This window comes from Serratia surfactantfaciens, assembly GCF_001642805.2.
In the GTDB taxonomy this organism is placed as follows: Bacteria; Pseudomonadota; Gammaproteobacteria; order Enterobacterales; family Enterobacteriaceae; genus Serratia; species Serratia surfactantfaciens.
Genome location: NZ_CP016948.1, coordinates 2073975 through 2099568, shown reverse-complemented (window position 1 = coordinate 2099568; position 25594 = coordinate 2073975). Strand labels below are relative to the sequence as shown.

Sequence of the window (25594 nt, the reverse complement as noted above, 5' to 3'; positions counted from 1 at the left end):
TTTTCTCACGGATGTGACCTATGAACAAACATTGCTATCGCCTTATCTTCAGCCGCACCCACGGGGAGTTGCGGGTGGTGTCCGAACTGGCCCGCAGCTGCAGCAGCGAGCCGGGGCAACGCATCGGTTCAGGAATAACAGGTGGAAGTCGTCTGTGGGTCACCGTGCGTCGGTCAGTGTGGCTGCTTGGGCTGTTGATGTTCGCCGGCCCCGTCATGGCAGACGGCATTGTCGCGGACGGCGGTGCCAATCCTTCACAGCGGCCGGAGGTCATCAATACCCAGAACGGCTTGCCGCAGGTCAACATCACCGCCCCCAACCAGGCTGGGGTCTCACATAATCAGTATCAGCAGTTCGACGTCGACGCCAAAGGCGCCATCCTCAACAACTCGGCGGGGATGGCCGCGACCCAGATGGCCGGGATGATCCAGGGTAACCCTAATCTCAATCCCAATTCCGCGCCGGCTCGCGTCATCCTCAACGAAGTCAACAGCAACAATCCCAGCCAGCTGCGCGGTTTTATGGAAGTGGCCGGCGGCAAGGCGCAGGTGATTGTGGCCAACCCCGCCGGCATTGTCTGCAACGGCTGCGGCACCATCAACGCCGGACGCATGACGCTGACCACCGGTAAACCGCAACTGAATGCCGATGGTAGCGTGGCAGGTTATCAGGTCGAGCGTGGCGTGGTGCGCATCGAGGGCGGTGGGCTCAACGGCGATACCCGTCATGATACCGAGTACGTCGACATTCTGGCGCGCGCGGTGGAGGTCAACGCCGGCGTCTGGGCTAAAGAAGGCGTGACGCTGGTGGCTGGCCGCAATCGCGTGAGCGCGGACGGCAAAACCGCCGCGCCGCTTTCGGGCGACGGTAGCGCCAGGCCTGAGCTTGCCATCGATATGGGGCAGATGGGCGGCATGTACAGCGGCAGTATCCGCATGATTGGCACTGAAGCCGGCGTCGGTGTGCGTAACCAGGGCGGACAGGTCCGGGCGGGCAAAACGCTCACCGTGAGCAGCGAAGGCAAGCTCAGCTGGCGCTCTGATGCGCCGGATGCGGCCACGCAGGCCGGCGGCGATATTCAGCTGGCGGCAAAAGGCGACATCGAGACGCACGGGAAAGTGTATAGCGGTGGCCAACTGGCCGTGCAGAGTCGCGAGGGAATGTTAACGCAATCCGGTACGTTGGCGGCGGCCGGGAATGTGCACCTGAACGCCGCGCGCGGCATTCAAAGCAGTGGCCACCTGCTGGCGGGGAGTAATGCCGACAGCACGCTGGTCCATGATGCCAATCTGCAGCTTGATAGCCAGGGCGAAATTCGCGCCAGTGGCAGTCTGCTCAGTAAAAAGAACGTCAACGCGACCGGGCGGCGGGTGGATATCAGCGGCGCGCAGGTCGGAGCCGGCCGTACCGCGCTGACGGCCCGCGAGGGCGGGGTGGCATTGCGCCAGTCCACCGTAGACAGCGGTGAGCTGGCCGTGAGCACGAAGGGAAATGTGGATGCGCAGCAGGCCAGGCTCAAGGCAGGGCGCTGGACGGTTGATGCCGACAACCTGTTCAACCAACAGGCGACCTGGTCACAGACCGGTGACGGTGAAAGCCGTTTCACCCTGGCAGGCGCACTGGATAACGGTGACGGCACCATCGAGACGCAGAGCCTTCTGCTTTCGGCCGGCCGGCTGGTCAATCAGCGTGGTCGCCTGGTGGCGCTGGGGGAAACGGCGCAGCACTGGCGAGTGGGTGGCCTGCTCGACAATGGCGGTGGCACGATGGGCAGCAACGGAGCTCTTCGCCTCGACGCCGGCAGCCTCGATAATCAGCGCGGCACGGTAAAAACCCAGGCGGGCTTCACGCTCCATGCTGATGGTGCGGTGAATAATGCCGGGGGCAACCTGCTGGCCGGGAACGGCCTGACGCTTGAGGCAGGTAGCGATCTGAATAACCAGTCCGGCACCCTGAGTGGCGATGACGTGCGTCTGGCGGTACAACGGCTGGTTAACGCGCAGGGGCAGATCATCGGTCAGGGCAATCTCGACCTGACGGCCAGCCGCCTGGATAACCAACGCGGCCTGATGGGTGCCGGCAAGGCGCTGGATATCCATACCGGCGACTGGGACAACCGTGGCGGCACGGCGCAAGGCGAAACGGCCGTCACGGCAACGGCAACGACCCTCAACAACGACGGTGGCAAGCTGCTGTCCGGCCAGGCATCAACCCTGACGACCTCGGGTAATGCCAGTAACCGTGGCGGCGAAATCAGCGCCGCGGTGCTGACGGTGAAGTCTGACCGTCTCGGCAATACGCAGGGCAAGGTGATTGGCCGACAACGGCTTGAGCTGCATGCCCGTCAGGGGCTGGACAACACGCAGGGGCTGCTGGGCGCCGGTGAGATGCTGACGGTGAGCAGTGAGGGCGAGCTGAACAATCATCACGGTAGGGTGCAGGGAAATGGGCAAACCACGGTGTCAGCGCGAGACGTCCACAACGAGGCCGGCAAGCTGCTGGGTGGGCAAAGGCTCTCTCTCACTACGTCGGGCGTGCTTGGCAACCGCGAGGGGGAAATCAGCGGCGAGTCGCTCACGCTAACGGCGCAGCGCCTCGATAACGCTCAGGGCAAGGTGGTCGCCAGGCAGGATGCGAATCTGACGGCGAAGCAAGGGTTGAGCAACACCGCCGGCTGGCTTGAAGGCGGCAGCACACTCGCCGTCAACACCGATGGCGATTGGGACAACCAGGGCGGCACCGCACAAGGTGGCTGGCAGGTCACCGCCAGCGCGCAGTCGCTCGACAATACCGGCGGGCGGCTGCAGTCCGGCGGAGGCCTGACGCTGGATGCTACAGGCAATATCCTCAATCGCACCGGCAAACTGACCGCGCAACAAGCCCTTGCCGTTAAAGTCGGTGCAGCCAGCCTGTTCGATAATGATGGCGGCTCCCTGCAGAGCGGTGGCGACCTGTCTCTGCAGGGAGGCCAGTTGACCAACCGCACCGCCGGTGTGGTGCTCGGCGGGCAGGCGCTTTCCCTGAACCTGACCGGCGGCTGGGACAATCAGGGTGGCACCTTGACCGGCAATGGCCGCACGCAGGTGCGCGCCGCCAGTCTGCTCAATGCTCTGGGCGCCATCAACGCGCTGGGTAGCCTGGACATGCAGTTCACCGGCAAGTTGGATAACGGCCAGGGGCGGATTTTTAGTCAGTCGTCTCAAATGCTGCAGGCGCAGGATATCGTCAACGCGCAGGGTTGGATGGGCAGCCAGGGGAGCTGGCGGGCCAGAAGCGGCGGTTTTGACAATACGAAGGGCAGCGTACAGAGCCAGCAGGAAGCACAGTTTACGGCTGACTGGTTGGATAACGCCCGGGGCGTGATGCAATCGGCGCAGAACCTGGCGCTGCGCATCAAACAGGATATCGATAATCGCAACGGCAAGGTCTCGGCGCAGGGGCAGCTTGCTGTTGCAGGCGCCAAAGATGGCGAACATGCCGGCGCCATCAATAACGCCGGTGGTCAGTGGCTGGCGGGCCAGGCGCTGACTATTGCCGCCCGTAGCCTTGATAACGCACAGGCGGGGCAACTCTACAGCCAGAAGCAGCTGCGGCTCAATCTGAACGGTGGGCTGGACAACCGCGGCGGGAAAATACAGGGCGGTGGTGCGCTGGCGCTTGACGCACAAACGCTGAATAATGCCGGCGGGACGATAGACGGCCAGCAACACGTAGCGCTGCGTATTCTTGGCTTGCTGGAGAATACCAACGGTGCCGTGCGCAGTAATGGCGACCAGAAGGCGTCGGCCGCCGGTATCAATAATACACGCGGCGTATTCAGCAGCCGCGGCGGCATCGCGGTGGCATCAAAGCAGCTGGACAACGCCGGAGGTACGCTCATCAGTCAGGGGGCGGGCATCTACCGACTCGACCGGCTTAACAATCAGCACGGCAAGGTGCACAGCGGCGACTCGCTCACCCTTGAGGGGGCGCAGGTCAACAACCGGGGTGGGCAATTAGTGTCAACCCAGGGGCTGGCGCTCAAGGCCGGGACGCTCGATAACAGCGGTCAGGGCACGCTCAGCAGCCAGGCGGCTCTCAATCTACAGGCCGACCGTCTGAACAATCGTGATGGTGGGTTGATACTGGGCACCACACGCGCCGACATCACCTCTCATGATATCGACAATACCGCAGGCCGCCTGCAGAGTAGCGGCCAGATGACCCTCGCGGGGGTAACGCAGCTGGGCAACCGCCAGGGGCGTATCCTGGCCAACGGCAACCTCAATATCAATACTGACCGGTCACAGACCGACTCGCCGCTGGCGCTGCTCAACCAGGGCGGGCGCGTGGAGAGCGCCGAGCAACTCACCGTGCATGCGCGTACTTTGGATAATCAGAACGGTACCCTGCTGGGGCTGCAGGCGCTGACGCTGTCCGCGCAGCAGGACTACACCCATCAGGCCGGCGAAACGATCAGCAGTAACGGCACGGTGACGTTCTCCCTGAGCGGCGCCTTTACCAACCTGGCGGATTGGTTGCTGCCAGGCAATCTGGCGCTCACTGCGGCCAGCATCACCAATCCGGCGACGCTGGTGGGCAAAACGCTGCAGCTGACGACCGGAGCCTTGCAAAACACCGGGCGCCTTGAGGCGGACAGCATGACGCTGAACGTCGATTCCCTGGACAACACCGCGGCGCTGATGGGCGACGACATCACCGTGAACGGGCGCATTATCGACAACCACGGTGCGCCTGCGGTGATGGCGGCGACCCACAGCCTGACGGTGCAGGCCGGTGAGCGACTGACCAATCGGGAGGGCGCGCTGATTTACAGCGCCGACCGCCTGCAGTTGCACAGCGATGACCTGATTGAAAATCGGGCCAGCTTTATCGAAGCAGACGGTGACGCCACCGTCGAGGCCCGTCGCCTGAACAACCTGCGCGAAGGGCTGGTGATTGAGCGTGACGCGGAGAAGAGCGACTACAAATGGCACCGCTACAATTACTACTGGCGCTCTTATGGTTCGGCGGTCAATCCCGATAAAAGCACCCTGGCGCCGACTACCCAACAGCTGACATTCCAGGATGATTCGGCGGCGCAAACCAACCGCTACGGCACTCTGCTGGCCATTGATGCGGCGGGCAAGCGCGCACAGGTGCGGGTCAAGGACAATAAGGGCCAACTGACCGACCTGTGGGTCAACTACCTGGCGCTCAAGCCGAATGCCGATGGCAGCTATGCCATGACGTTCTACGAGACGCGGGGGGGAAACCAGCTGGCGACCATCCCGACGCCGTACCAAAACGGCTTCCATTGGGAGCACGACTGGACGCAGGTGATGACCTGGGATCCCGAAAAGCATGTCGATATCGACAGCGCGCCGTTCATCACCGATTACAACAACTTCCGCGAACGTACCGAGAGCGGCACGGTGACGCGCGACAAGCTGGTGAGTGAGGGGATCGGCGCGCGTATTCTGGCGGGCGGCAACATGGTGCTGCGCATCACGGGAGCGTTGCTCAATGACGCCAGCGTCATTACCGCCAACGGCAATCTGACGCAGGACGGCGGCGGCAGCGTGGACAACCGCGGTTACTCGGTTAATGAGCGGCGCCAGGCGGCTATCGTTGACCATTATGACAAGGACACGCATCACTGGTACCCTACGTTCAACCGGGATGAAACCACGGCGCTGGCGACCGTTGACGGGGTGATCACCGGCAATGGCACGGTCACCATCAACGGAGCCCGCATCACCAACACCACGGTCAATCAGGCGCAAATCAGTCAACTTGATGCGGCGTTAAAGGCGGTGGATGCCGAACGCGCCGAGCTTGAGCGCAATCCGCTGGCCTTCACGGTAGAGGGCGCTGCCCGACCTGACGGCGATACGACGCTGGCACCGGGCGAGCAAATGACAAGACCGGGCGCCGCGCCGTCCTCGCCGCTGGGGCGCCCACTGCTGCCGTCTGAGCTGGCGCTGACGCAGTTACAGCACCTGGGCAATGTGGCCACCGCCATCCCCAATAACGGCTTGTTTAGTCAGCATACGGCGACCGGCAGCCCGTTCCTGGTGGTGACCGATGAACGCTTTACCCGCCGCGACAACTTTATCAGCAGCGACTATATGCTAGAACGCGTAGGGTATGACCCCGCGCAGGCCCATAAGCGCCTGGGCGATGGCTTTTACGAGCAGCGTCTGGTGCGCGAGCAGGTGCTGGCGCTGACCGGCAAATCGTCCGTCAAGGCCTGGGATGCGATGGAGCAGTATCAGCAACTGATGAACAACGGCAGCAAAGTCGCCCAGGACTTCCATCTGGTGCCGGGCGTGGCCCTGACGCCGGAGCAAATTGCAGCGTTGCAACAGGATATCGTCTGGCTGGTGAGCGAGACGGTGCAAACGGAAGGCGGCCCGCAAACGGTGTGGGTACCGAAGGTGTACCTGGCACAGACTACGCTGCGCCTGACCGGCGATGGTGCGGTGATTGGCGGTGGCGACCTGCAACTCTCGGCAAACAGCATCACCAATGCCGGCAATCTGTTTGCCGATAAGGCGTTAACCGTTGATGCCGGGCAGTTCCTGCATCAGGGCGGTGATATCAAGGCCGGTAGCATTGACGTGCAGGCAGAGAGTTTGACTTTGAGCACCAACCTGCAGGAGGCGCTGCGCCAGGCGACCATGAGCGCCGGCGACATTCGCCTGCGCGGCACCGATATCACGCTCACGGGCGCGAAACTGGATGCGACCGATACGCTCAGCCTGAGCGCGCGTAACGATCTGACCATCACCGCCGCGAAAAGCAGCCATATCGCCGACCTTGAGGTTATCTCGGGGGCAATGGGCAACCGCACCCGTGGCGGCACGGAAGCGGCAGGCTCCCGGATGGCGCGCGTGAGCGGCGAATGGCAGCAAGCACAGGGGAGCGAGCTTAACGCCGGCGGCAACCTTAACCTTTCGGCCGGGCGGGACGTTACGTTCGCTGGCAGCCAGGCCAAGGCCGGCGGCAGCACCCGCGTACAGGCCGGCGGCGATATCACTATCAGGGCCGAGAACACCACCAATACCACGCATCTGGCCGCCAACAGCCGTACGTCATCAGTCAGCAACGATCGCCAGGAAGAGCGCCTGACATTAAGTGCACTCGGCGGCGACCAGGGCGTCACCCTGGTGGCGGGCAACCAACTGCTGGCCGAAGGCGCGCAGGTTGACAGTAAAGAAGGGCGTATTGGCATCAGCGCGCAGGACGTGACCATTAAAGACGCGCGCAGCCGCACGCAAGATCTGGACAGCGAAAACAAACGCGAGGGCAAAACCAAAAGCCATCGCATCGAACAAACCGAGCGCGAAATCAGCACCGGCAGCACCTTCAGCGGGCGCGATGGCGTGACGGTAGTCGGGCGAGAGGGCGACGTCACTATTACCGGCAGCACCCTGCACAGCGACCAGGGTGCCATCGCCCTGCAGGCGAAAAACGATGTCACCCTCAATACGGCTACCGAGCGAGAGTCGCGCTACAGTGAGGAGCGTTCGGAGAAAAAAGGCTTCCTGAAAAAAAGCAGCAGCCACAGCGTAGCGCGCGATGCCACCACGCGTGAGAAAGGCACGCTGCTGAGCGGCGACAGCGTCAGCGTCAGCGCCGGTAATGATCTGACGGTCACCGGCTCGGCCATTGCCGCCGACCGGGACGTGAACCTGCAGGCCGGCCGTAATGTCGATATCGGTGCGGCCACCGAGACCGACACACATTACCTGCTGGAAGAGAAGAAAAAGAGCGGCCTGCTGGGTAGCGGCGGCATCGGCTTCACGATAGGCAAGCAGTCGAGCAAACACGAAATCGACGAGAAAGCCACCACCCAGAGCCAAAGCGTCAGTACCGTCGGCAGCAGCCAGGGCAGCGTCAATATCACGGCGGGCAACCAACTGCACATTGGCGGTGCCGATCTGGTGGCGGGCAAGGATCTGGCCCTGACCGGCGACAGCGTGACTATCGATCCCGGCTACGATCAACGCACGCGCAAAGAAACCTTTGAGCAGAAGCAAAGCGGCCTGAGCGTGGCGCTGTCGGGCACCGTGGGCGGTGCACTCAACACCGCCGTCAGCTCGGCGCAACAGGCAAGAAAAGAGGGCGACGGGCGTCTGAACGCACTGCAAAACACCAAGGCGGCGCTGTCCGGCGTGCAGGCGGCACAGGCCGTTGAACTCGACAAACTCAACACAGATGCGGGGAAAGGCGCCACCAACACAGTGGGCATCAGCGCCTCTTACGGCAGTCAGTCGTCGAAGAGCGAAACCCGTACCGACAGTAGCCAGTCGCAGGGCAGCACGCTCACTGCCGGGCAAAACCTGTCGATAACGGCGACCGGTAAAAACCACAACGCACAGAGTGGCGATATCGCCATCACCGGCAGTCAGCTGAAAGCGGGCAAAGACCTGTCGCTCGATGCGGCGCGGGACATCAGCTTGCAATCTGCGCAGAACAGCGAAAGCACCGTCGGCAAGAACAGCAGCAAAGGTGGCAACGTTGGCGTCGGTATCGGCGCCGGCTCGGGCGGTTATGGCATCAGCGTCTCGGCCGGCGTCAATGCCGGCAAGGGGCATGAGAGCGGCAACGGCCTGACCCATACCGAAACTACCCTGGATGCGGGCAGCCATCTCAGCCTGACCAGCGGCCGCGACACCAAATTGAAAGGCGCGCAGGCCAGCGGCGAAAAGGTTACCGTCGACGTGGGCCGCAACCTGACGCTGCAAAGTGAACAGGATAGCGACCGCTATGATGCCAAACAGCAAAACGCCAGCGCGGGCGGCAGTTTCACCTTCGGCTCGATGACCGGCTCCGCCAACGTGAGTGCCAGCAAGGACAAGCTGCACAGCAACTTCGACTCGGTAAAAGAGCAGACCGGGCTGTTTGCCGGCAAAGGCGGGTATGACGTCAAGGTCAAAGAACATACCCAGCTCGACGGCGCGGTGATAGCCAGCACGGCAGACAAAGAGAACAACCGCCTCGATACCGGCACGCTGGGCTGGAAGGACATCCACAACCAGGCGGACTACAGCGCGACGCACAGCGGCGGCAGCTTCAGCACCGGCGGGCCGGTGGGCAAAGAGCTGTTGACCAACACGGCCGGCGGCATGCTGTCGGGCGCCAACAACAGCGGGCATGCCGAGGGCACGACAAAAGCCGGGGTCAGTGAGGGAACGCTGATAGTCCGTGACACCGACAAACAGCAGCAGGATGTGGCGCAGCTAAACCGGGATACCGAACATGCCAACGACGGCAGCATCAGCCCGATATTCAACAAGGAGAAGGAGCAGAACCGGCTGAAGCAGGCGCAGCTTATCGGCGAGATTGGCGGCCAGGCGATGGACGTCATCCGCACGCAGGGCGATATCGCCGGGCTGAAGGCACAGAAAGACCCGGCGGCGCTGGCGCAGGCCAGAGAGCAGCTTGAGAAGAGCGGCAAACCGACGAACGATGCGGCGGTGATGAAGCAGGCGTATGACAACGCGATGCGGCAATACGGTACCGGCAGCGATCTGCAGAAGGCGGCGCAGGCGGTAACGGGGGCGCTGACGGCGCTGGCGGGCAATAACCTGGCGGGCGCACTGGCGAGCGGTGCTTCGCCGTACCTGGCGACGGAAATCAAGAAGCGGGTCGGTGAAGACAATATTCCTGGGGGAGACATCTTCAGACAAACTGTCGTCCGTTAACGGCCCAACCCCTTAAGCAGCGCACTGCTCAAGAGGCCGGCCGTTTCTCCTAACGGCGAGACTCAGCCGCGGCCGGTCTCCTCCCGCAGCGCGGCGCCCACCTCGTGCGCCGTCGGTTGTTCGGAACGCAGCGCCCGGCGGATGGCGAAGAAAGCGGCGATCAGCATGGTCACCGCCACCAGCATAAAGAACCCGCACAGCGCGGCGTTGATCTGGTTGCTGAACACGATGGTCTCCATGTCCTTCAGCGACTTGGCCGGCGCAATGATCGTGCCTTGCTCAATGCCGGTTGAAAATTTCTTCGCTTGCGCCAGGAAACCGATGCTCGGTTTCTCATGGAAGATCTTCTGCCAGCCGGCGGTCATCGAGGTGACGAACAGCCAGGCGGTCGGCAGAATGGTGACCCAGGCGTAGCGCTGCTTCTTCATCTTGAACAGCACCACGGTGCCGAGGATCAGCGCCATCGATGCCAGCATCTGGTTGCCGATGCCGAACAGTGGCCACAGGGTATTGATGCCGCCGAGCGGATCGACCACCCCCTGATACACGAAGAAGCCCCAGCCGGCTACCGCCACCGTGGTGCCCGCCAGGTTGCCGAACCAGGAGCGGTTGTTGGCCAACTGCGGCACCGCCACGCCTACCAGATCCTGCACCATAAAGCGGCAGGCGCGGGTGCCGGCGTCGACGGCGGTCAGGATGAACAGCGCTTCGAACAGAATGGCGAAGTGGTACCAGAACGCCATCATCGCCCGGCTGTTGAACACCTCGCTGATGATGTGCGCCATGCCCACGGCGAATGTCGGGGCACCGCCTGCACGCGACAGTATTGAATTTTCACCCACCTCTTTGGCGATCAGCGCCAGCGTTTCCGGCGTGACGATAAAGCCCCAGCTGTTAATCACCTGTGAAGCATTTTCCACCGTGGTGCCGATCAGCGCCGCCGGTGAGTTCATGGCGAAGTAAACGCCCGGATCCAGCACCGAGGCGCAGATCAACGCCATGATGGCGACGAAAGACTCCATCAGCATGGCGCCGTAACCGATAAAGCGAATGTGGCTTTCGCGCTCCACCAGTTTGGGCGTGGTGCCGCTGGAAACCAGCGCGTGGAAGCCGGAAATGGCGCCGCAGGCGATGGTGATGAACAGGAACGGGAACAGGGCGCCGGCGAACACCGGGCCGCTGCCGTCGATAAAGCGCGAAACCGCCGGCATTTTCATCTCCGGCATGGCGAAAACGATGCCGATGGCCAGACCGATGATGACGCCGATCTTCATAAAGGTCGAAAGGTAGTCGCGCGGCGCCAGCAGCAGCCACACTGGCAGCACCGAGGCGACGAAGCCGTAGATCACCAGCACCCAGGTCAGGGTGGTGCCGTGCAGCGTGAAGAACGGCCCCCAGTAGGGATCTTGCGCCACGTTGCCGCCGTAAATGATCGCCAGCAGCATCAGCACGAAGCCGATTACCGATATTTCCGCGATCTTACCCGGGCGAATAAAACGCATGTAGACGCCCATGAACAGCGCGATCGGGATGGTGGCGGCGATGGTGAACAGCCCCCACGGGCTGTCGGCCAGCGCCTTCACCACCACCAGCGCCAGCGCCGACAGGATGATGATCATCACCCCCAGCGCGCCGAGCATGGTGATCACCCCGGCGAACGCCCCCAGCTCCTGTTTGGCCATCTCCCCCAGCGAACGCCCGTCGCGGCGGGTGGAGATAAACAGCACCAGGAAATCCTGCACCGCGCCGGCCAGCATGACGCCGACCAGGATCCAGATGGTTCCTGGCAGGAAGCCCATCTGCGCGGCCAGAATCGGCCCTACCAACGGCCCGGCGCCGGCGATGGCGGCGAAGTGGTGGCCGAACAGCACCCATTTGTTGGTGGGCACATAGTCCAGGCCGTCGTTGTGACGTTCGGCCGGGGTTAGACGGCGGTCATCCAGTTCAAAAACCTTGTCGGCGATGAACCTGCTGTAGAAGCGGTAGGCGATGCTGTAGCAGGCGACGGCGGCGACCACCAGCCAGACGGCGTTGACGTGTTCGCCGCGGCTGAGCGCCAGCATGGCGAAGGCGAAAGCGCCGACCAACGCCACCAGCAGCCAGATAAGTCCGGACCTGATGTTTTTCATGAAACAACTCCTTGGCGTGCAGAGGTAAAAATCGACCTTGTTATTAGGAATGACGTTTTAACAGTAGAAGTTTTGCCGCCGAACCGTGGCAGGTCGGATGAGAAATGTGAAGCAAGTGGGGTTTTGGTGGAAAAACAACGTGATGAAACCCCATTGGTGCAGGCTGTCGTCGCAATGTGGCCCGGCAGCTTTTCCTGCTGCATTTTTAATTTTTATCTGGCGGATAATATCTAAACCCATCCCTTGCGCGATCCCTTTGGCATTATTTTTCTGTATTGCCGACGCGAGGGGTACCAATAAACGTTTTGCGTGATATATCTTGGCTCGCGCTTGAGGCGCCATTCATTTATTTCACAAATAATAAAGTCAATAAAAGGAATTAATAATGATAGATAAAGTCATTGCAGGATATTTACCGCAGCTCACGGCTATTCGTCATGATATTCACCAGCACCCGGAGCTTGGCTTCGAGGAGTTTCGTACCAGCGATTTGGTGGCGGATTATCTGAGTTCGTGGGGGTATGAGGTGCACCGCGGATTGGCGGGCACCGGCGTCGTCGGTACGCTGCGAGCGGGCGCCGGTGCGAAGCGTCTCGGGCTGCGCGCCGATATGGATGCGCTGCCGATCGAAGAAAACAACGGCAAATCCTGGAGCAGCAGCGTGCCCAACTGCATGCACGGTTGCGGCCACGATGGCCATACCACCATGTTGCTCGGCGCTGCGCGTTACCTGGCGCAAACCCGCCGCTTCAACGGCACGCTGCACCTGATCTTTCAGCCGGCGGAAGAGACGCTGGGCGGCGGCGCGTTGATGGTGGAGCAAGGGTTATTCGAACGCTTTCCCTGTGACGCCATCTTCGCCATGCACAACATGCCGGGTCTGCCTGTGGGCGAGTTTTTCTTCCGTCACGGCGCCTTTATGGCTTCGACGGACCAATTCGTCGTTACCGTGCAAGGCTGCGGTGGGCACGGCGCTATGCCGCATCTGACCGTCGATCCGGTGCTGGTGGCCTCGCATATCGTCGTCGCGCTGCAAAGCATCGTCTCGCGTAATACCGATCCGCTGGAGGCGGCGGTGATCACCGTCGGCAGCATTAAGGCCGGTGAGGCGGCTAATGTGATCCCGGACAGCGCGGAAATGCGGCTTAGCGTGCGATCGCTGGGGCGCGAGTGGCGAACCGAGCTGTTAACGCGCATTCCTGCGCTGATTCAGGCGCAGGCGCAAAGCTTCGGCGCCACGGCAATCGTGAATCACATCAACGGCGCTCCGGTATTGGTCAACGATGAGGCCATGACGCGCTTCGCGCATCAGGTGGCGGAACAGCAGTTTGGCGCCGCGCGCGCGCACTACGGCGCCAAGCCGCTGATGGGCAGCGAAGATTTCACCTTCATGCTCGAGGCGCAGCCGCAGGGGTGTTATCTGCTGATCGGTAATGGCGACGGTGAAGGAAGCTGTATGGTGCATAACCCGGGATACGACTTTAACGATGAATGTCTGGCGGCGGGCAGCCATTATTGGGGAGCGCTGGTGGAAGCCTATTTAAAATAAACTCAAAGAATAATAACAGGGAAGGTCATAATGAGTGAAAATACGGTTGCGGCCCGGCAGGAAATAACGACGCGACCGAAAGTCGGCGGCAAGAAGGTGATATTCGCCGCCTCTTTCGGCAATGCGTTAGAGTTCTTCGATTTCGGTATTTACAATTTTTTCGTTATTTATATCAGCGTGCTGTTTTTCCCTCCCTCCAGCGATCCCAATTTGGCGCTGCTGCTGGCGTTCGCCACATTCGGCGTCAGTTTTATCATGCGGCCGTTGGGGGGCATTTTGATCGGCGCTTATGCCGATCGCTGCGGGCGAAAATCCGCGATGATTCTGACGATATCCCTGATGAGTCTGGGCACGGCGATGATCGGTTTTGCGCCGACCTATGCCAGCGCCGGCTATTGGGGCACGATCACGCTGGTGGCAGCGCGCCTGATCCAGGGCGTGGCGGCGGGCGGTGAGGTGGGTGCCTCCATGTCGATTCTGGTGGAGTCGGCGCCGCCTGGCCGGCGAGGATTCTACTCCAGCTGGGCGCTGGCGACGCAGGGCATCGCCAGCGTGATCGGCGGCGTGACGGCGTTGGGGCTCAGCGGCTGGCTGCCGGTGCTCACGGGCGATCCACAGGCCATGGCCAGTTGGGGATGGCGCATTCCTTTCTTCATCGGCGTGGCGCTGGCGCCGCTCGGTTGCTGGCTGCGTCTCGGGCTGGAAAGCGACCGGCCGCCGGCGGAGCGTACCCATGAGCCGCCTGTACCACTGCGCAAACATTCCCGGGCGGTGATGCTCGGCGTGATGTTGACCATCGGCGCCACTGTCGCTACCTATATCTCGATGTACTATCTGGGCACCTTTGCGGTCAAGTATCTGGGGATGGCGCAGACCTACGGGTATGCGGCGATGCTGCTGGCCGGGATCATCACCTTCGCCGGCAGCCTGCTGGTCGGGCATTGGTGCGATCGCTACGGTCGCCTGCCGCTGATCCGCTGGGCGCGGATCGCCATTTTGTTGTTGGCATTGCCGGTTTTCTGGCTGCTGACGGTGGCGCCGCATCCGGCGGTGTTGCTGAGCGTGGTGGCGTTGATGGTTGCTCTGACAACGTTAGGTTCTGTTCCTACGTTGTTGATGATTTCCGAGCTGTTTCCGCAGCGAGTGCGTGCGTTGGGGTTTGCGCTGGTTTATAGCCTCGGCGTCGCAATTTTCGGTGGCTTTGCCCAATACATCGCTTCCCAGTCGATCGTGCTCAGCGGTTCATTGTTGGCGCCCGCCGGCTATCTGATGCTGGCGACGCTAATCTCGCTGGCCGCGCTGCCGCTGTTGCGCGAAACCGGCGGCGATAAGTTGCAATAGCGGGTGCGAGACAAAAAAACGCCGGCGGTTTTCACCGCCGGCGCTTGACGCTTGTTACCGTACGCTATCCGGCCGTCAGGCCGCAGGGCGGGCGATCACGCTGCGGGTTTCCATGCGCACTTCGGCGATGGTGACCTGCAAGGTGTCGCTCTGGCGGTAAACCACTTCACCTTTGATCTGCACGGTGCCGGTTTCCTGGCTGCATTGCATTTCGTCACGCACCGCGTGAATAAACGGCGCCGGGATAAAGGCAACCGCGCCGTTGTCCAGCAGACGTACGCGCAGGCCGCCGCGGGTCACGTCGATGATCTCGGCGTTGAAACGGGTATCGGTACCGGCCTTGTCCTGCAGGAAGCGGGCGTACAGCCAGTCGCCGACGTCGCGTTCCGCCATGCGGTTCAGGCGGCGGCGTTCCGCCAGCTGCACCGTCACGTCATCCTGCGGTTTTTCCGCCGGCTGCTGGTTGATGATCGCCTTCAGCAGACGATGGTTGACCATGTCGCCGTATTTACGGATTGGCGATGTCCAGGTCGCGTAAGCCTCCAGCCCCAGACCGAAGTGCGGCCCCGGCGTGGTGCTGATCTCGGCGAAGGTCTGGAAGCGGCGGATGCGGCTGTCGAGGAACTGGGTCGGCTGCGCATCCAGATGGCGGCGCAGTTCGCAGAAACCGTCGAGGGTCAGCAGCTTCTCGGCTTCGGCTTCCACGCCGTTGGCCTGCAGCACGGTGACCGCTTGCTCGACCAGCGCAGGATCGAAACCGGTGTGCACGTTGTACACGCCGAAGCCCAGGCGATCGCGCAGCACGATGGCGGCGCAGACGTTGGCGGCGATCATGCATTCTTCAACGATGCGGTTGGCGCTGCGGCGCTGCTCGGTGACGATCTCCAGCACGTCGCCTTTTTCACCCAGCACGAAGCGGTAGTCCGGGCGATCTTTGAACACCAGCGCGTGCTGGTGGCGCCAGGCGTTGCGTGCGTCGCAAACGCGTTTCAGCAGGGTAACCTGTTGCGCGATGGCGTCGCTCGGCGGCTGCCAGCCGGCAATGCCTTCCAGCCAGTCGGAGACTTCGTCGTACACCAGCTTGGCTTTGGATTCGATCTCGGCGGCGAAGAACTGAATATCGTCGCCCAGCGCGCCGTCGGCGGCGATGGTCACGCGGCAGGCCAGCACCTGGCGGCGCTCGTTAGGGCGCAGCGAGCACAGGTTGTCCGACAGGTCGCGCGGCAGCATCGGGATGTTGAAGCCCGGCAGGTAGTTGGTGAAGGCGCGCACGCGGGCGATCTCATCCAGCTTGCTGCCTTGTTCAACGTAGGCGGTCGGATCGGCGATGGCGATGGTCAGCTGCAGCGAACCGTCGCCGTTGTCGGTCACGTACAGCGCATCGTCCATGTCTTCGGTGCTGGCGCTGTCGATGGTAACGAATTCGAGCGCGGTCAGGTCCTCACGGGCCAGCGCGGCGTTCGGCTCGCTGAGGGCCAGCATTTCCGGCGCCTCTTTCTCCAGATTGTGGCGCGCCAGCGTCACCCACCATGGGGCGAAATGGTCTTCACCCTCGGTGATGAAACGGGTCAGATCGGCGTTGAAGCCGCGATCGCCTTTCAGCGGATGACGGCGCATTTCCGCCACCGCCCAGTCGCCGGCCTGGAAGTTGTGGGCCAGTTCACGCACCGGGCGGCACGGAATCGCATCTTTCAGCAACGGATGATCGGGCACGATGGACAGGCGATCGTCGCGCTTTTGCACGCGGCCGACGAAGCGCGAGAGGAATGGCTCGACCAGGGTTTCCGGCTCGGCGATTTCACGTTCTTTCTCGGTGTGCAGGGCGGCGATAATGCGATCCCCGTGCATGACTTTCTTCATGTACGGCGGCGGAATGAAGTAGCTTTTTTGACCGTCTACTTCAAGAAAGCCAAAGCCTTTCTCAGTCCCTTTCACGACGCCTTCAACGCGCGGGGTCTGAGAGTGAAGTTGCTGTTTTAGCTGCGCCAGCAGCGGGTTATCTTGAAACATATCGTCCAGTGAATGGGTTGTGAGTGGCAAGATTTGCGGCTGACAGTTTTACGCGAATCACCCGCTGCGAGCAAGCCTAACGTCACGGATCCCCGCGTTGCCGCCCGTTTTTGCGCAAGATCGGTCAATCGAAGTGCGATAGATGAAAAACCCCGGCGCGCAGGCCGGGGTGAAGGGGGGGTTACAATCAGTCCTGCAGCGGCGTCGGCTGCAGGATTTCAATCCAATAATCGTCCGGATCGCGAATGAACGCGACGTAGTTCATACGGCCTTCATGCAGGCGTTTCTGGAAGGTGACGCCGAGGCGCTCAAAACGCTCGCAGGCGGCGCGCACGTCCGGCACCGTGACGCACAGGTGGCCAAAGCCGCGCGGCTCGCCGTTGCCGTTGTGGTAGTGGAAATCCGCCTGATTTTCGGTGCCGTGGTTATGGGTCAGTTCGAGAATGCCCGGCTGGCTCAGCGCCCAGCGTTTGCGCTCGTCGTCATCCTGCGGGATCTGCTCGCGCGGGCTGCGCGTCAGGTAGCAGATGGTGAAGGCGGCTTCTTTAAACTCTTCCAGATAGACTGGGGTAAAGCCCAGCACGCGGGTGTAGAAATCCAGCGCTTTGGTCAGGTCTTTCACGCGGATCATGGTGTGGTTGAACACGTAACCGTCGGTTACCGCGTCGGGTTGGGCCGCCACGCCGGGCAGCGTCAATAAATCATTCAGTGGCATCAGTGATCCTCCTCAGGGTGTCGGCAGACTGTAGGTGAAATCGATGCTAATCTAAAGTGATTGTTTTTAACTAAAACACTTACTAAAAGTGAATGAAACATGAAGCTGAGCCAACTTAAGTTTTTCTGCACCGTGGTGGAACACAAAACCATCGCCGCCGCCGCCCGCGAGCTGCACTGCGTGCCTTCCAACGTCACGCTGCGGCTGCGCGAGCTGGAGGAGTCGTTGGGTGGCGAACTGTTTTTTCGCGACAAGAACCGGCTGTACGTCAATCCCAAAGGCCGGTTGTTCTACCAGCAGGCGCGCGACATCGTGGCGCAGGCGGAGCGCAGCAAGCAACTGTTCGCCGGCGAGTACCAGCACGGGCTGCTGAACCTCGGGGCGCTGGATTTTTCGCTGGTCAGCCATTTGCCGGCGCGTATCGTCCGGCTGCGCCGTTTACAGCCTCATCTGCAGATCAACGTGCTGAGCCGCGATTCATTGGTGCTGGAGCGCATGCTGATCGACAGCGATCTCGATCTGGCGATCAGCGATGGCCCGATTGAACATCCGCTGCTGGCCAGCCAAAAGGCGTTTGACGAACGGCTGGTGCTGCTGATGCCGGCCGACGCCGGGCAACCCGACGCCGCTATCCTGGCGGCGCTGGAGTTTTACACCTTCAGCCGCGAATGTTCGTTCCGCCTGAAGGTCGATCACTGGCTCGCCTCGCGCGGGCTGAAGCCGCGCATGACGCTGGAAATGGAATCTTATGCCGCGATGGCGGCCTGCGTGCAAGCCGGTTGCGGCGTCGCCTGCGTGCCTGGCTCTTTGCTGCCGCAGATCTTGCCGGCGCCGGGGCTGAAGGTGGTGGAAATGGGCGAGGAGGGCGTGAGCGATCTCTACTTCGTCTGGCGCAGGCATCAGCTGTCTGACGAATTGCAGACCATCCTGGAGATATTGGCGCGCCCGGCGTAAACCGGGCGCGCGTTTTCAGGCAATACGCAGCGAAGGTTGCTGCTCGCTGCGGCGAATCACCACCGGGATTGACTTCGACGTCGGGGTGCCGGTGCCGTCGCCGAAGCTCGCCAGCGGCACCAGCGGGTTGGTTTCCGGATAGTAGGCCGCCAGGTTGCCACGCGGAATGTCGTAACTCACCAGCTTGAAGCCGTCCACCTTGCGCACCACGCCGTCGTTCCACAGGGTTTCTATCTCTACCCGTTCGCCATCCTGCAGGCCCAGCGCCGCCAGATCTTCCGGATGGATGAACAACACTTCGCGTTGGCCGTATACGCCGCGGTAACGGTCATCCAGGCCATAGATGGTGGTGTTGTACTGATCGTGCGAACGCAGGGTTTGCAGGGTAAACGGCGCTTGCTCGTCGCCCAGCTGCGGGAACAGGGTCGCCGGCAGCGCGGCGGCGCTGAATTCCGCCTTGCCGCTCGGCGTGGCGAAGCGCAGTTCGGCGGCGGCGTTGCCCAGGTAGAACCCGCCGGGCTGGTCGCAGCGCCGGTTGAAATCCTCGAAGCCGGGAATGGTGGCGGCGATATGATCGCGGATCAGCGAGTAGTCGTCGGCCAGTTCCAGCCAGTCCAGCTGTTGCGTGCCCAGCACCGCGTCGGCAATGCCGCAAACGATCGCGGTTTCCGAGCGTTGGGTATCCGCCAGCGGTTTGCCGATGCCTTCCGAAGCGTGAACCATGCTGAAAGAGTCTTCGACCGTGATGTACTGCGAGCCGCTGGCCTGCATATCCAACTCGGTGCGGCCCAGCGTTGGCAGGATCAGCGCGTCTTTGCCGGTCACCAGGTGGCTGCGGTTAAGTTTAGTGCTGATATGCACCGTCAAATCGCAGTTGCGCAGGGCGCGGGCGGTGCGCTCGGTGTCCGGCGCCGCAGCGGCCAGGTTGCCGCCCAGCGCGATCAGCACTTTCACTTCGCCGCGCAGCATCGCCTCGATCGCTTCTACCGTGTTGTGGCCCAGCGCGCGATTGGCGGTGAAGTTAAAGTGGCGTTCCAGGCTGTCGAGCAGTGCCTTCGGCGACTTCTCATCGATCCCCATGGTGCGGTTGCCCTGGACGTTGCTGTGGCCGCGCACCGGACACAGACCGGCGCCCGGCTTGCCCAGTTGCCCGAACAGCAGCTGCAGGTTGGTGATTTCGCGCACCGTCGCGATAGAGTGTTTATGCTGTGTCACGCCCATCGCCCAGGTGCAGATTACCCGCTCGGCGCCCTGGTAGGTGCCCGCCGCCTGGCGCAGTTGCGCTTCGCTCAGGCCTGACTGTGCGGTAATGGTCTGCCACTCGGTCGCGTCCACCTGCGCCAGGTAAGCCTCCACGCCGACGCTGTGCTGTTCGATAAACGCCAGGTCGAACAGGGCGGGTTCACCGGTGGCCAGACGCTGACGGTGGGTTTCCAGCAGCGCTTTCACCATGCCGCGCACCGCCGCCATATCGCCGCCCAGATTCGGTTGGTAATAGGACGAGCTGATCGGCGAGGACTTAGGCGTCAGCATCTGCACCGGATCCTGCGGATCGGCGAATCTTTCCAACCCGCGCTCGCGCAGGGTGTTGAAGCTGACGATGCGCGCGCCGCGCCGGGCGGCGTTTTTCAGGCTGTGCAGCATGCGCGGGTGGTTGGTGCCGGGGTTTTGGCCGAACACGAAGATGGCGTCGGCTTTTTCAAAGTCGTCGATGCGGATGGTGCCTTTACCGACGCCGATGCTCTGTTTCAGCCCAACGCCGCTCGCTTCATGACACATATTGGAGCAGTCGGGGAAATTGCTGGTGCCGAGCATGCGGCCGAACAGCTGATAAAGGTACGACGCTTCGTTGCTGGCGCGGCCCGAGGTATACAGCTCGATCTGGTTCGGGTTGTCCATGCCGTTGATGTGTTTGGCGATCAGCGCCAGCGCGTCCGGCCAATGAATAGGTTCATAGTGGTCGGTTTGGGCGTTGTAACGCATCGGATGCGTGAGGCGCCCCTGATATTCGAGGAAATAATCGCTCTGCTGCTGCAGGGTGCTGACGCTGTGGGCGGCGAAGAATTCGGGCTCGACCGCGCTGCGCGTCGCTTCCCAACTGACCGCTTTGGCGCCGTTTTCGCAGAAGCTGAAGGTGCTGTGGTTGTCGTCGCCCCAGGCGCAACCGGGGCAGTCGAAGCCGCGTGCCTTGTTGACGCGCATCAGGTTGCGCATGTTTTTTAGCGTTTGTTTACTGTCGAGGACAAAGCGGGTGGTGGCTTCAAGCGAACCCCAGCCGCCCGCTGGGCCGGTATAAGGCTTGATTGACGGTTTGAATTTCATGGTGACACTTCGCAGGTGGTTGTAGCTAAAAAGTAAACGCTTTTTTATGCGTCTTGCGTATTTATGTCACAAGTTTAGGGGCGTTGCGGGGTGGCGTCTAATCGAATGGGGCAATGGCGGCATAGAGCATATCTATCGCGGGCGGGCGGTGACGTAAACAAATGGTTGCATAAAGACACCCGCTGCAAAAGAGTAATGGTTTCGTCTGAATGTGAATTAATGCAGTCTATCTCGCGGATTATATTGGTATTTTATTTAGCCTGCGGGCCTGAGGAACACAGCGTGAAGCGTTCAGTATCAGTGGTGATCGGCGGTATTTTACTGCCTTTGGCGGCGCAGGCGGCGGAAACGTCGCCCAATTTTCCCACCATGACCCCGCCGGCGATAGACGCCGCCTCTTACGTGTTGATGGATTACACCACCGGCCAGGTGTTGGCTGCCGGCAATGCCGACGAACGGCGCAACCCGGCCAGCCTGACCAAACTCATGACCGGGTTGGTGATCGACCACGCGCTCGATCAGCATAAAATTGGCCTCGACGATGTCGTCACCGTAGGGAAGGATGCCTGGGCGCAGGGCAACCCGGTGTTCAAAGGTTCCTCGCTGATGTTCCTGAAGCCGGGTGACAGGGTCACTGTTCGCGATCTCAGTCGCGGCATCATCATCGATTCCGGCAACGACGCCTGCGTGGCGATGGCGGACTACGTGGCGGGCAGCCAGGCCAACTTCGTCAAGCTGATGAACGAGAAGAGCGCGCAGCTGGGGTTGCAGAATACCCATTTTGAAACGGTGCATGGGCTGGATGCGCCGGGGCAGTTCACCACGGCCGGCGATCTGGCGGTGATTGCGCGCGCCATCATCATGAGCGAACCGGCGGAATACCACATGTACAGCGAGAAGTCGCTGACCTGGAACGGTATCACGCAGCAGAACCGTAACGGCCTGTTGTGGGACAAAACCCTGCACGTCGACGGTTTGAAAACCGGCCATACCGCCTCGGCCGGCTTCAACATCATCGCCTCCGCCACCGAAGGGGATCGACGCTTGATCGCCGTGGTGATGGGCGGCAAAAGCGCGAAAGGGCGTGAGGAGCAGGCGCGTAAGCTGTTGACCTGGGGGCTGCGCGATTTTACCACCGCGCATCTGTTCAGTGCCGGCCAGAGCCTGGGGGATGAGCCGGTCTGGTACGGTGCAAGCCATCGCCTGCCGGTCGGCAGCGCGCAGGACCAGTCGCTCAGCCTGCCGAAAACCGAGGCGGACAAGCTGAAGGCGCAGTACGTGCTCAACGTCGTGCGACTGGAAGCGCCGATCAATAAAGGGCAGACCGTCGGCGAGATCCGCATCAGCGACAATGGCCAGGTGGTGAAAACCCTGCCGCTGGTGGCGCTGCAGGCGGTGCCGCAAGGTAGCGTGTTCTCACGGCTGGTGGATTACGTGAAGCTCAAACTCTGACTCACCGGGCGGGCTGCGGCGCCCGGTGGTATACTGGTGCGAATGCCGATCATTGAGCCGCGTTATGGATATTAAACAACTGATTTATTTGTGTAATTTAGAACGAGAACGCCACTTCGGCCGGGCGGCGGAGGCTAGCTTCGTTAGCCAGCCGACGCTATCCATGCGATTGAAAAATCTGGAAAAAGAGCTGGGCGTTTCGCTGATTAACCGCGGCAACCATTTCGGCGGTTTTACCGCCGAAGGCGAGCGGGTGCTGGCATGGGCGCGTGAGATCGTCTCGGTTTACCAGGGGCTGAAGCTGGAGGTGGAGTCGCTCAAGCATGGCTTGCACGGCACGCTGCGCCTTGGCGTGGTGCCGCAGTGCAGTATCTCGGTATCGGAAATGCTCAAGGCGGTCAGCGAGCGTTATCCGCATCTCGATTACCGGCTGGCGGTGCTGAGCGCCGATCAACTGCTGGAGGCGCTGACGGCGCATACCGTCGACATCGGCATCGGCTTTTTCGAGCTGTCGACCTTGAAGGAACTGCATTTCCAATCGCAACCGCTGGTGGAAACTGGCGTCGAGCTGGTGTTTCATCCGCAGCATTTTCCGAAGCTGGTGGGCGATGCGCCGTTGCCGCTGGAGGCGGTGGCCGCGTTACCGCTGTGCCTGGCCGAACCGACGCGTTACTTCCGTCGTTATCTCGATCAGCACTTCCGTGACGCCGGGTTGACGCTGCACCCGCGGCTGGAAACCGCTTCGATCTTCCAATTGCTCGAGGGCATTTTCGTCGGTTTGGGTTGCGGCTTGTTCCCGCGCGGCCAACTGCAATCACCGCTGATGCCGGCGTTGCAGCGGCGCCCGGTGGCCATCGGCGCCATGCCGCGTCATGCGGCGGTGGTGGTCGATATGGCGGAGCGCGCTACGCCGCTGGCGCAGAAGTTTTTCGACGCCGCCAGCGAGTGGCTGCGGCGGCAGAATATCTGAGGACAGGCTGTCTTGCGGCCGAGGGTAAGGCCGCAAGCGCTATTCAGTCGGAGACGGTGAAGGTTTCGGCATCGCCCAGCGTTTGGCGCAGGCGGTTTTCCCAGGCGTAAAGCGCAGTGGTAAGGATCACCTCCAGTGCCTGTGCCTGATCCAGGCCGCTGTTGAACAGCGGCTGCACGCTCTGCGGAGTGAACTTCTCCGGCGCACGCGTCAAGTCGGCGGCGGTGCGCATCACCGCGCGTTTTACCGCGTCTTCGTTATACGCCAATCCCTGAGGCAGCCCGGCGAACAGCGCCTCGGCCAGTCCGTCGTCCTGCAGCTCTTGCGCCACCGTCGCCGCGCAGTAGCGGCTGCCGTTGATGCGCGAGACCGCCAGCGTCGCCAGCGCCTTCAGGCGGGCCGACAATCCATATCCTTCGGCATTGATGCCATTGAATACGCCGTTGCGTTCGCGCAGCGTGGCGGCGTCGTGGGCCAGCAGCAGGTAATAAGACTCGGCTCGCGCCTGCGGGTGGCTTTGATCCAGCACATCGAGCTGTTCGGCGGCGGCGTTTTCCGCGTCGATCGGCGGCAGGCGCGCAGTCCAATTCAGTTCCTCGGCGCTGAACGCGACGCCCTCGGCGTCTTCGACGTTAGGGAAACCGGGAACCACCACCGCCGGCCGGCCGGCCAACGCCGCGATGCCTGCCACCACGCGCGCCTGATAGCTGACAAAACCGATGACTTGCGAAAAGGTAACGATATCCGCCGGGCTCAGCCCGACGTCGCCAAGCTGTTGCAGCGCCTTGCGGCAAATCAGCGTGGGCTGGCTGGCAAGCTGACGGGCATATTGGGTGATCTGAGCGAGGCGGATATTGCTTTCCCGGGAGGCGTCCGGGCTATGCAGCGGGGCGAGGCGGGCGGCGTAGTGGCTACAAAGCGATTGCACCCCCGTCACCTGAGCGACGGTCAGGGCGGTGCTCAGGCGATCGTAGGGTGACAATGTCACGTAGCGCGATAGCGGCACATGGTCGGGAAACAGGGCATGGTAGCCGGCCAGCGAAGCGCTGAACACCCCGGAGCGGGCGCTGAGCGCATGGTTTAATGCTTCATCGGCAAAGGCGCCCAGCCCCAGCAGAAAACGATCGCGATGGGTGGCCGCCTGCGGCTCCAACGGCGCATCGCCGCGCACGCTGCTTTGGGTTTCGTGATACCACTGGGCGTTATGTTGTCGACGGAGTCGTTCCATAGGGTCAATCCTTAATCATGATCAACAGCCGCCGCTGCGCTGGCAGCGACGGCTGGACAAAGAGGCAACATGCCCGCAGGCGGGGCGAAAGGCGGATTTAGCGCAGCTCATCGCAGCACAGGGCGTGGCCGTAAACAGAGAAACCGGCGGCCAGGGTGAGCAGAAACTGCGTGAGGCGGCGATGGCGAATGCTGTTCATCAGTGCGATATCCTGTCGTATGAGAAGCGCAACGTAGGGGATATCCTCACCGATCGCCCTGGCGAGATAAAATAATGTTACGGACTAATCAATAACTGAAAGGAATAAAATATAAGGATATATAACAATAATGTAATTTGTATGTGCGCTTTCTCGCTAAGCGGCAGGCGCGCGGCAATAAAAAACCCGCCGCAGCGGGTTTGGAAGTGAGGCCGTAACTCAGAAACGGCCGCCGTCGCGCCGCCAGGCGTCGGCGGTCAGCGCTTCGCCGAAGTGGCTGGCGATAAGCCGCTTGGTCAACTCGTGCAGCGGCGCCGCCAACACTTCGGCGGTGCTGCCGCGCTCGACGATTTCCCCTTCGTGCATCACCAGCACCTGGTCGCTGATGTGTTTCATCATGCCGAGGTGCTGGGTGACATAGATATAGGAAATACCGTGTTTTTCCTGCAATTCCAGCATCAGGTTGATGATTTGCGAGCGCATCGACATGTCCAGTGAGGCCAGCGCCTCATCGGCGACGATCACTTTAGGCTGCAGGATCAGCGCACGCGCCAGCGCGACGCGCTGTTTCTGCCCGGAAGCCAGCATGTGCGGGTAGTAGTAGGCGTGATCCGGCAGCATGCCGACCTGGCGCAGCGTCTGGTTGATGCGCTGCTCGCGCTCGGCGGGCTCAAGATCGGTGTTCAGCCGCAGCGGCGCGTCCAGCAGCTGGCCGATGCGTTGGCGCGGGTTGAGCGAGGTGCTCGGATCCTGAAAAATCATGCGAATGCGCTGGCTGCGGTAGCGATAGTCGCCGAATTCCAGCGGATGATCGTCGATCAACAGTTCGCCGGCGGTCGGCTCCACCATGCCGGAGAGCATCTTCGCCAGCGTGGATTTGCCGGAGCCGTTCTCGCCGATTACCGCCAGCGTCTGGCCTTCGCGCAGGGTAAAGCTGACCGATTTCACCGCCTCAACGTGCTGGCGGCGGAACAGCCCAGTGCGATAGCGGTAGGTTTTGCTCAGGTTGCGCACTTCCAACAGCGTTTCCATG

Annotated in this window: 13 protein-coding genes; 6 read left to right on the top strand and 7 right to left on the bottom strand. The window is 61.8% G+C overall.

Features of this window, described 5'->3' with window-relative positions; translation table 11 throughout:
* Positions 1 to 20: 20 nt before the first annotated feature.
* Positions 21 to 9692 carry a hemagglutinin repeat-containing protein gene (locus ATE40_RS09865; protein ID WP_244889079.1) on the top strand — a complete coding sequence of 3224 codons (9672 nt, stop codon included), beginning with the start codon at positions 21 to 23 and terminating at the stop codon, positions 9690 to 9692.
* A 62-nt stretch (positions 9693 to 9754) separates the two neighbouring features.
* Here the strand turns inward: ATE40_RS09865 and ATE40_RS09860 are convergent, their stop codons facing one another.
* Positions 9755 to 11821 carry a carbon starvation CstA family protein gene (locus tag ATE40_RS09860; protein WP_063919574.1) on the bottom strand — a complete coding sequence of 689 codons (2067 nt, stop codon included), beginning with the start codon at positions 11819 to 11821 and terminating at the stop codon, positions 9755 to 9757.
* A 57-nt stretch (positions 11822 to 11878) separates the two neighbouring features.
* Complete coding sequence (locus ATE40_RS24675; RefSeq protein WP_156785423.1) at positions 11879 to 12163, bottom strand: hypothetical protein; 285 nt, start codon at positions 12161 to 12163, stop codon at positions 11879 to 11881.
* Between the two features lie 43 nt (positions 12164 to 12206).
* Between ATE40_RS24675 and ATE40_RS09855 the strand changes: the two genes are divergently transcribed.
* Both ATE40_RS09855 and ATE40_RS09850 read left to right on the top strand, forming a co-directional pair.
* Positions 12207 to 13370 carry a M20 aminoacylase family protein gene (locus tag ATE40_RS09855; protein WP_063919573.1) on the top strand — a complete coding sequence of 388 codons (1164 nt, stop codon included), beginning with the start codon at positions 12207 to 12209 and terminating at the stop codon, positions 13368 to 13370.
* 30 nt (positions 13371 to 13400) lie between these two features.
* Positions 13401 to 14711: an MFS transporter gene (locus ATE40_RS09850; protein ID WP_063919572.1), complete on the top strand. Its 1311-nt coding sequence runs from the start codon at positions 13401 to 13403 to the stop codon at positions 14709 to 14711.
* 75 nt (positions 14712 to 14786) lie between these two features.
* Here the strand turns inward: ATE40_RS09850 and ATE40_RS09845 are convergent, their stop codons facing one another.
* The gene (locus ATE40_RS09845; protein WP_063919571.1) at positions 14787 to 16721 is read right to left on the bottom strand and encodes an exoribonuclease II; all 1935 of its coding nucleotides are present in this window, start codon (positions 16719 to 16721) and stop codon (positions 14787 to 14789) included.
* A 187-nt stretch (positions 16722 to 16908) separates the two neighbouring features.
* Positions 16909 to 17436 carry a lactoylglutathione lyase gene (gene gloA, locus ATE40_RS09840; protein ID WP_019452681.1) on the bottom strand — a complete coding sequence of 176 codons (528 nt, stop codon included), beginning with the start codon at positions 17434 to 17436 and terminating at the stop codon, positions 16909 to 16911.
* Between the two features lie 99 nt (positions 17437 to 17535).
* Here gloA and ATE40_RS09835 point away from each other — a divergent pair, with 99 nt between their 5' ends.
* Entirely contained in the window at positions 17536 to 18390 is an 855-nt protein-coding gene (locus ATE40_RS09835; protein WP_063919570.1) for a LysR family transcriptional regulator, read from the top strand.
* A gap of 15 nt (positions 18391 to 18405) precedes the next feature.
* Here ATE40_RS09835 and ATE40_RS09830 read toward each other — a convergent pair whose 3' ends face one another.
* Complete coding sequence (locus tag ATE40_RS09830; protein WP_063919569.1) at positions 18406 to 20712, bottom strand: FdhF/YdeP family oxidoreductase; 2307 nt, start codon at positions 20710 to 20712, stop codon at positions 18406 to 18408.
* 282 nt (positions 20713 to 20994) lie between these two features.
* Between ATE40_RS09830 and dacD the strand changes: the two genes are divergently transcribed.
* Together dacD and ATE40_RS09820 are read left to right on the top strand one after the other, a co-directional pair.
* A complete protein-coding gene (dacD, locus tag ATE40_RS09825; protein WP_025159784.1) occupies positions 20995 to 22164 on the top strand; it encodes a serine-type D-Ala-D-Ala carboxypeptidase DacD in 1170 nt (389 codons plus the stop codon).
* A gap of 64 nt (positions 22165 to 22228) precedes the next feature.
* A complete protein-coding gene (locus tag ATE40_RS09820; RefSeq protein ID WP_025159783.1) occupies positions 22229 to 23134 on the top strand; it encodes a LysR family transcriptional regulator in 906 nt (301 codons plus the stop codon).
* Positions 23135 to 23177: 43 nt separating this feature from the next.
* Here the strand turns inward: ATE40_RS09820 and ATE40_RS09815 are convergent, their stop codons facing one another.
* Complete coding sequence (locus ATE40_RS09815; protein ID WP_063919568.1) at positions 23178 to 24362, bottom strand: CMD domain-containing protein; 1185 nt, start codon at positions 24360 to 24362, stop codon at positions 23178 to 23180.
* Positions 24363 to 24780: 418 nt separating this feature from the next.
* A complete protein-coding gene (sapF, locus tag ATE40_RS09810) occupies positions 24781 to 25593 on the bottom strand; it encodes a putrescine export ABC transporter ATP-binding protein SapF (protein ID WP_004930589.1) in 813 nt (270 codons plus the stop codon).
* Between the last annotated feature and the right edge of the window lies 1 nt (position 25594).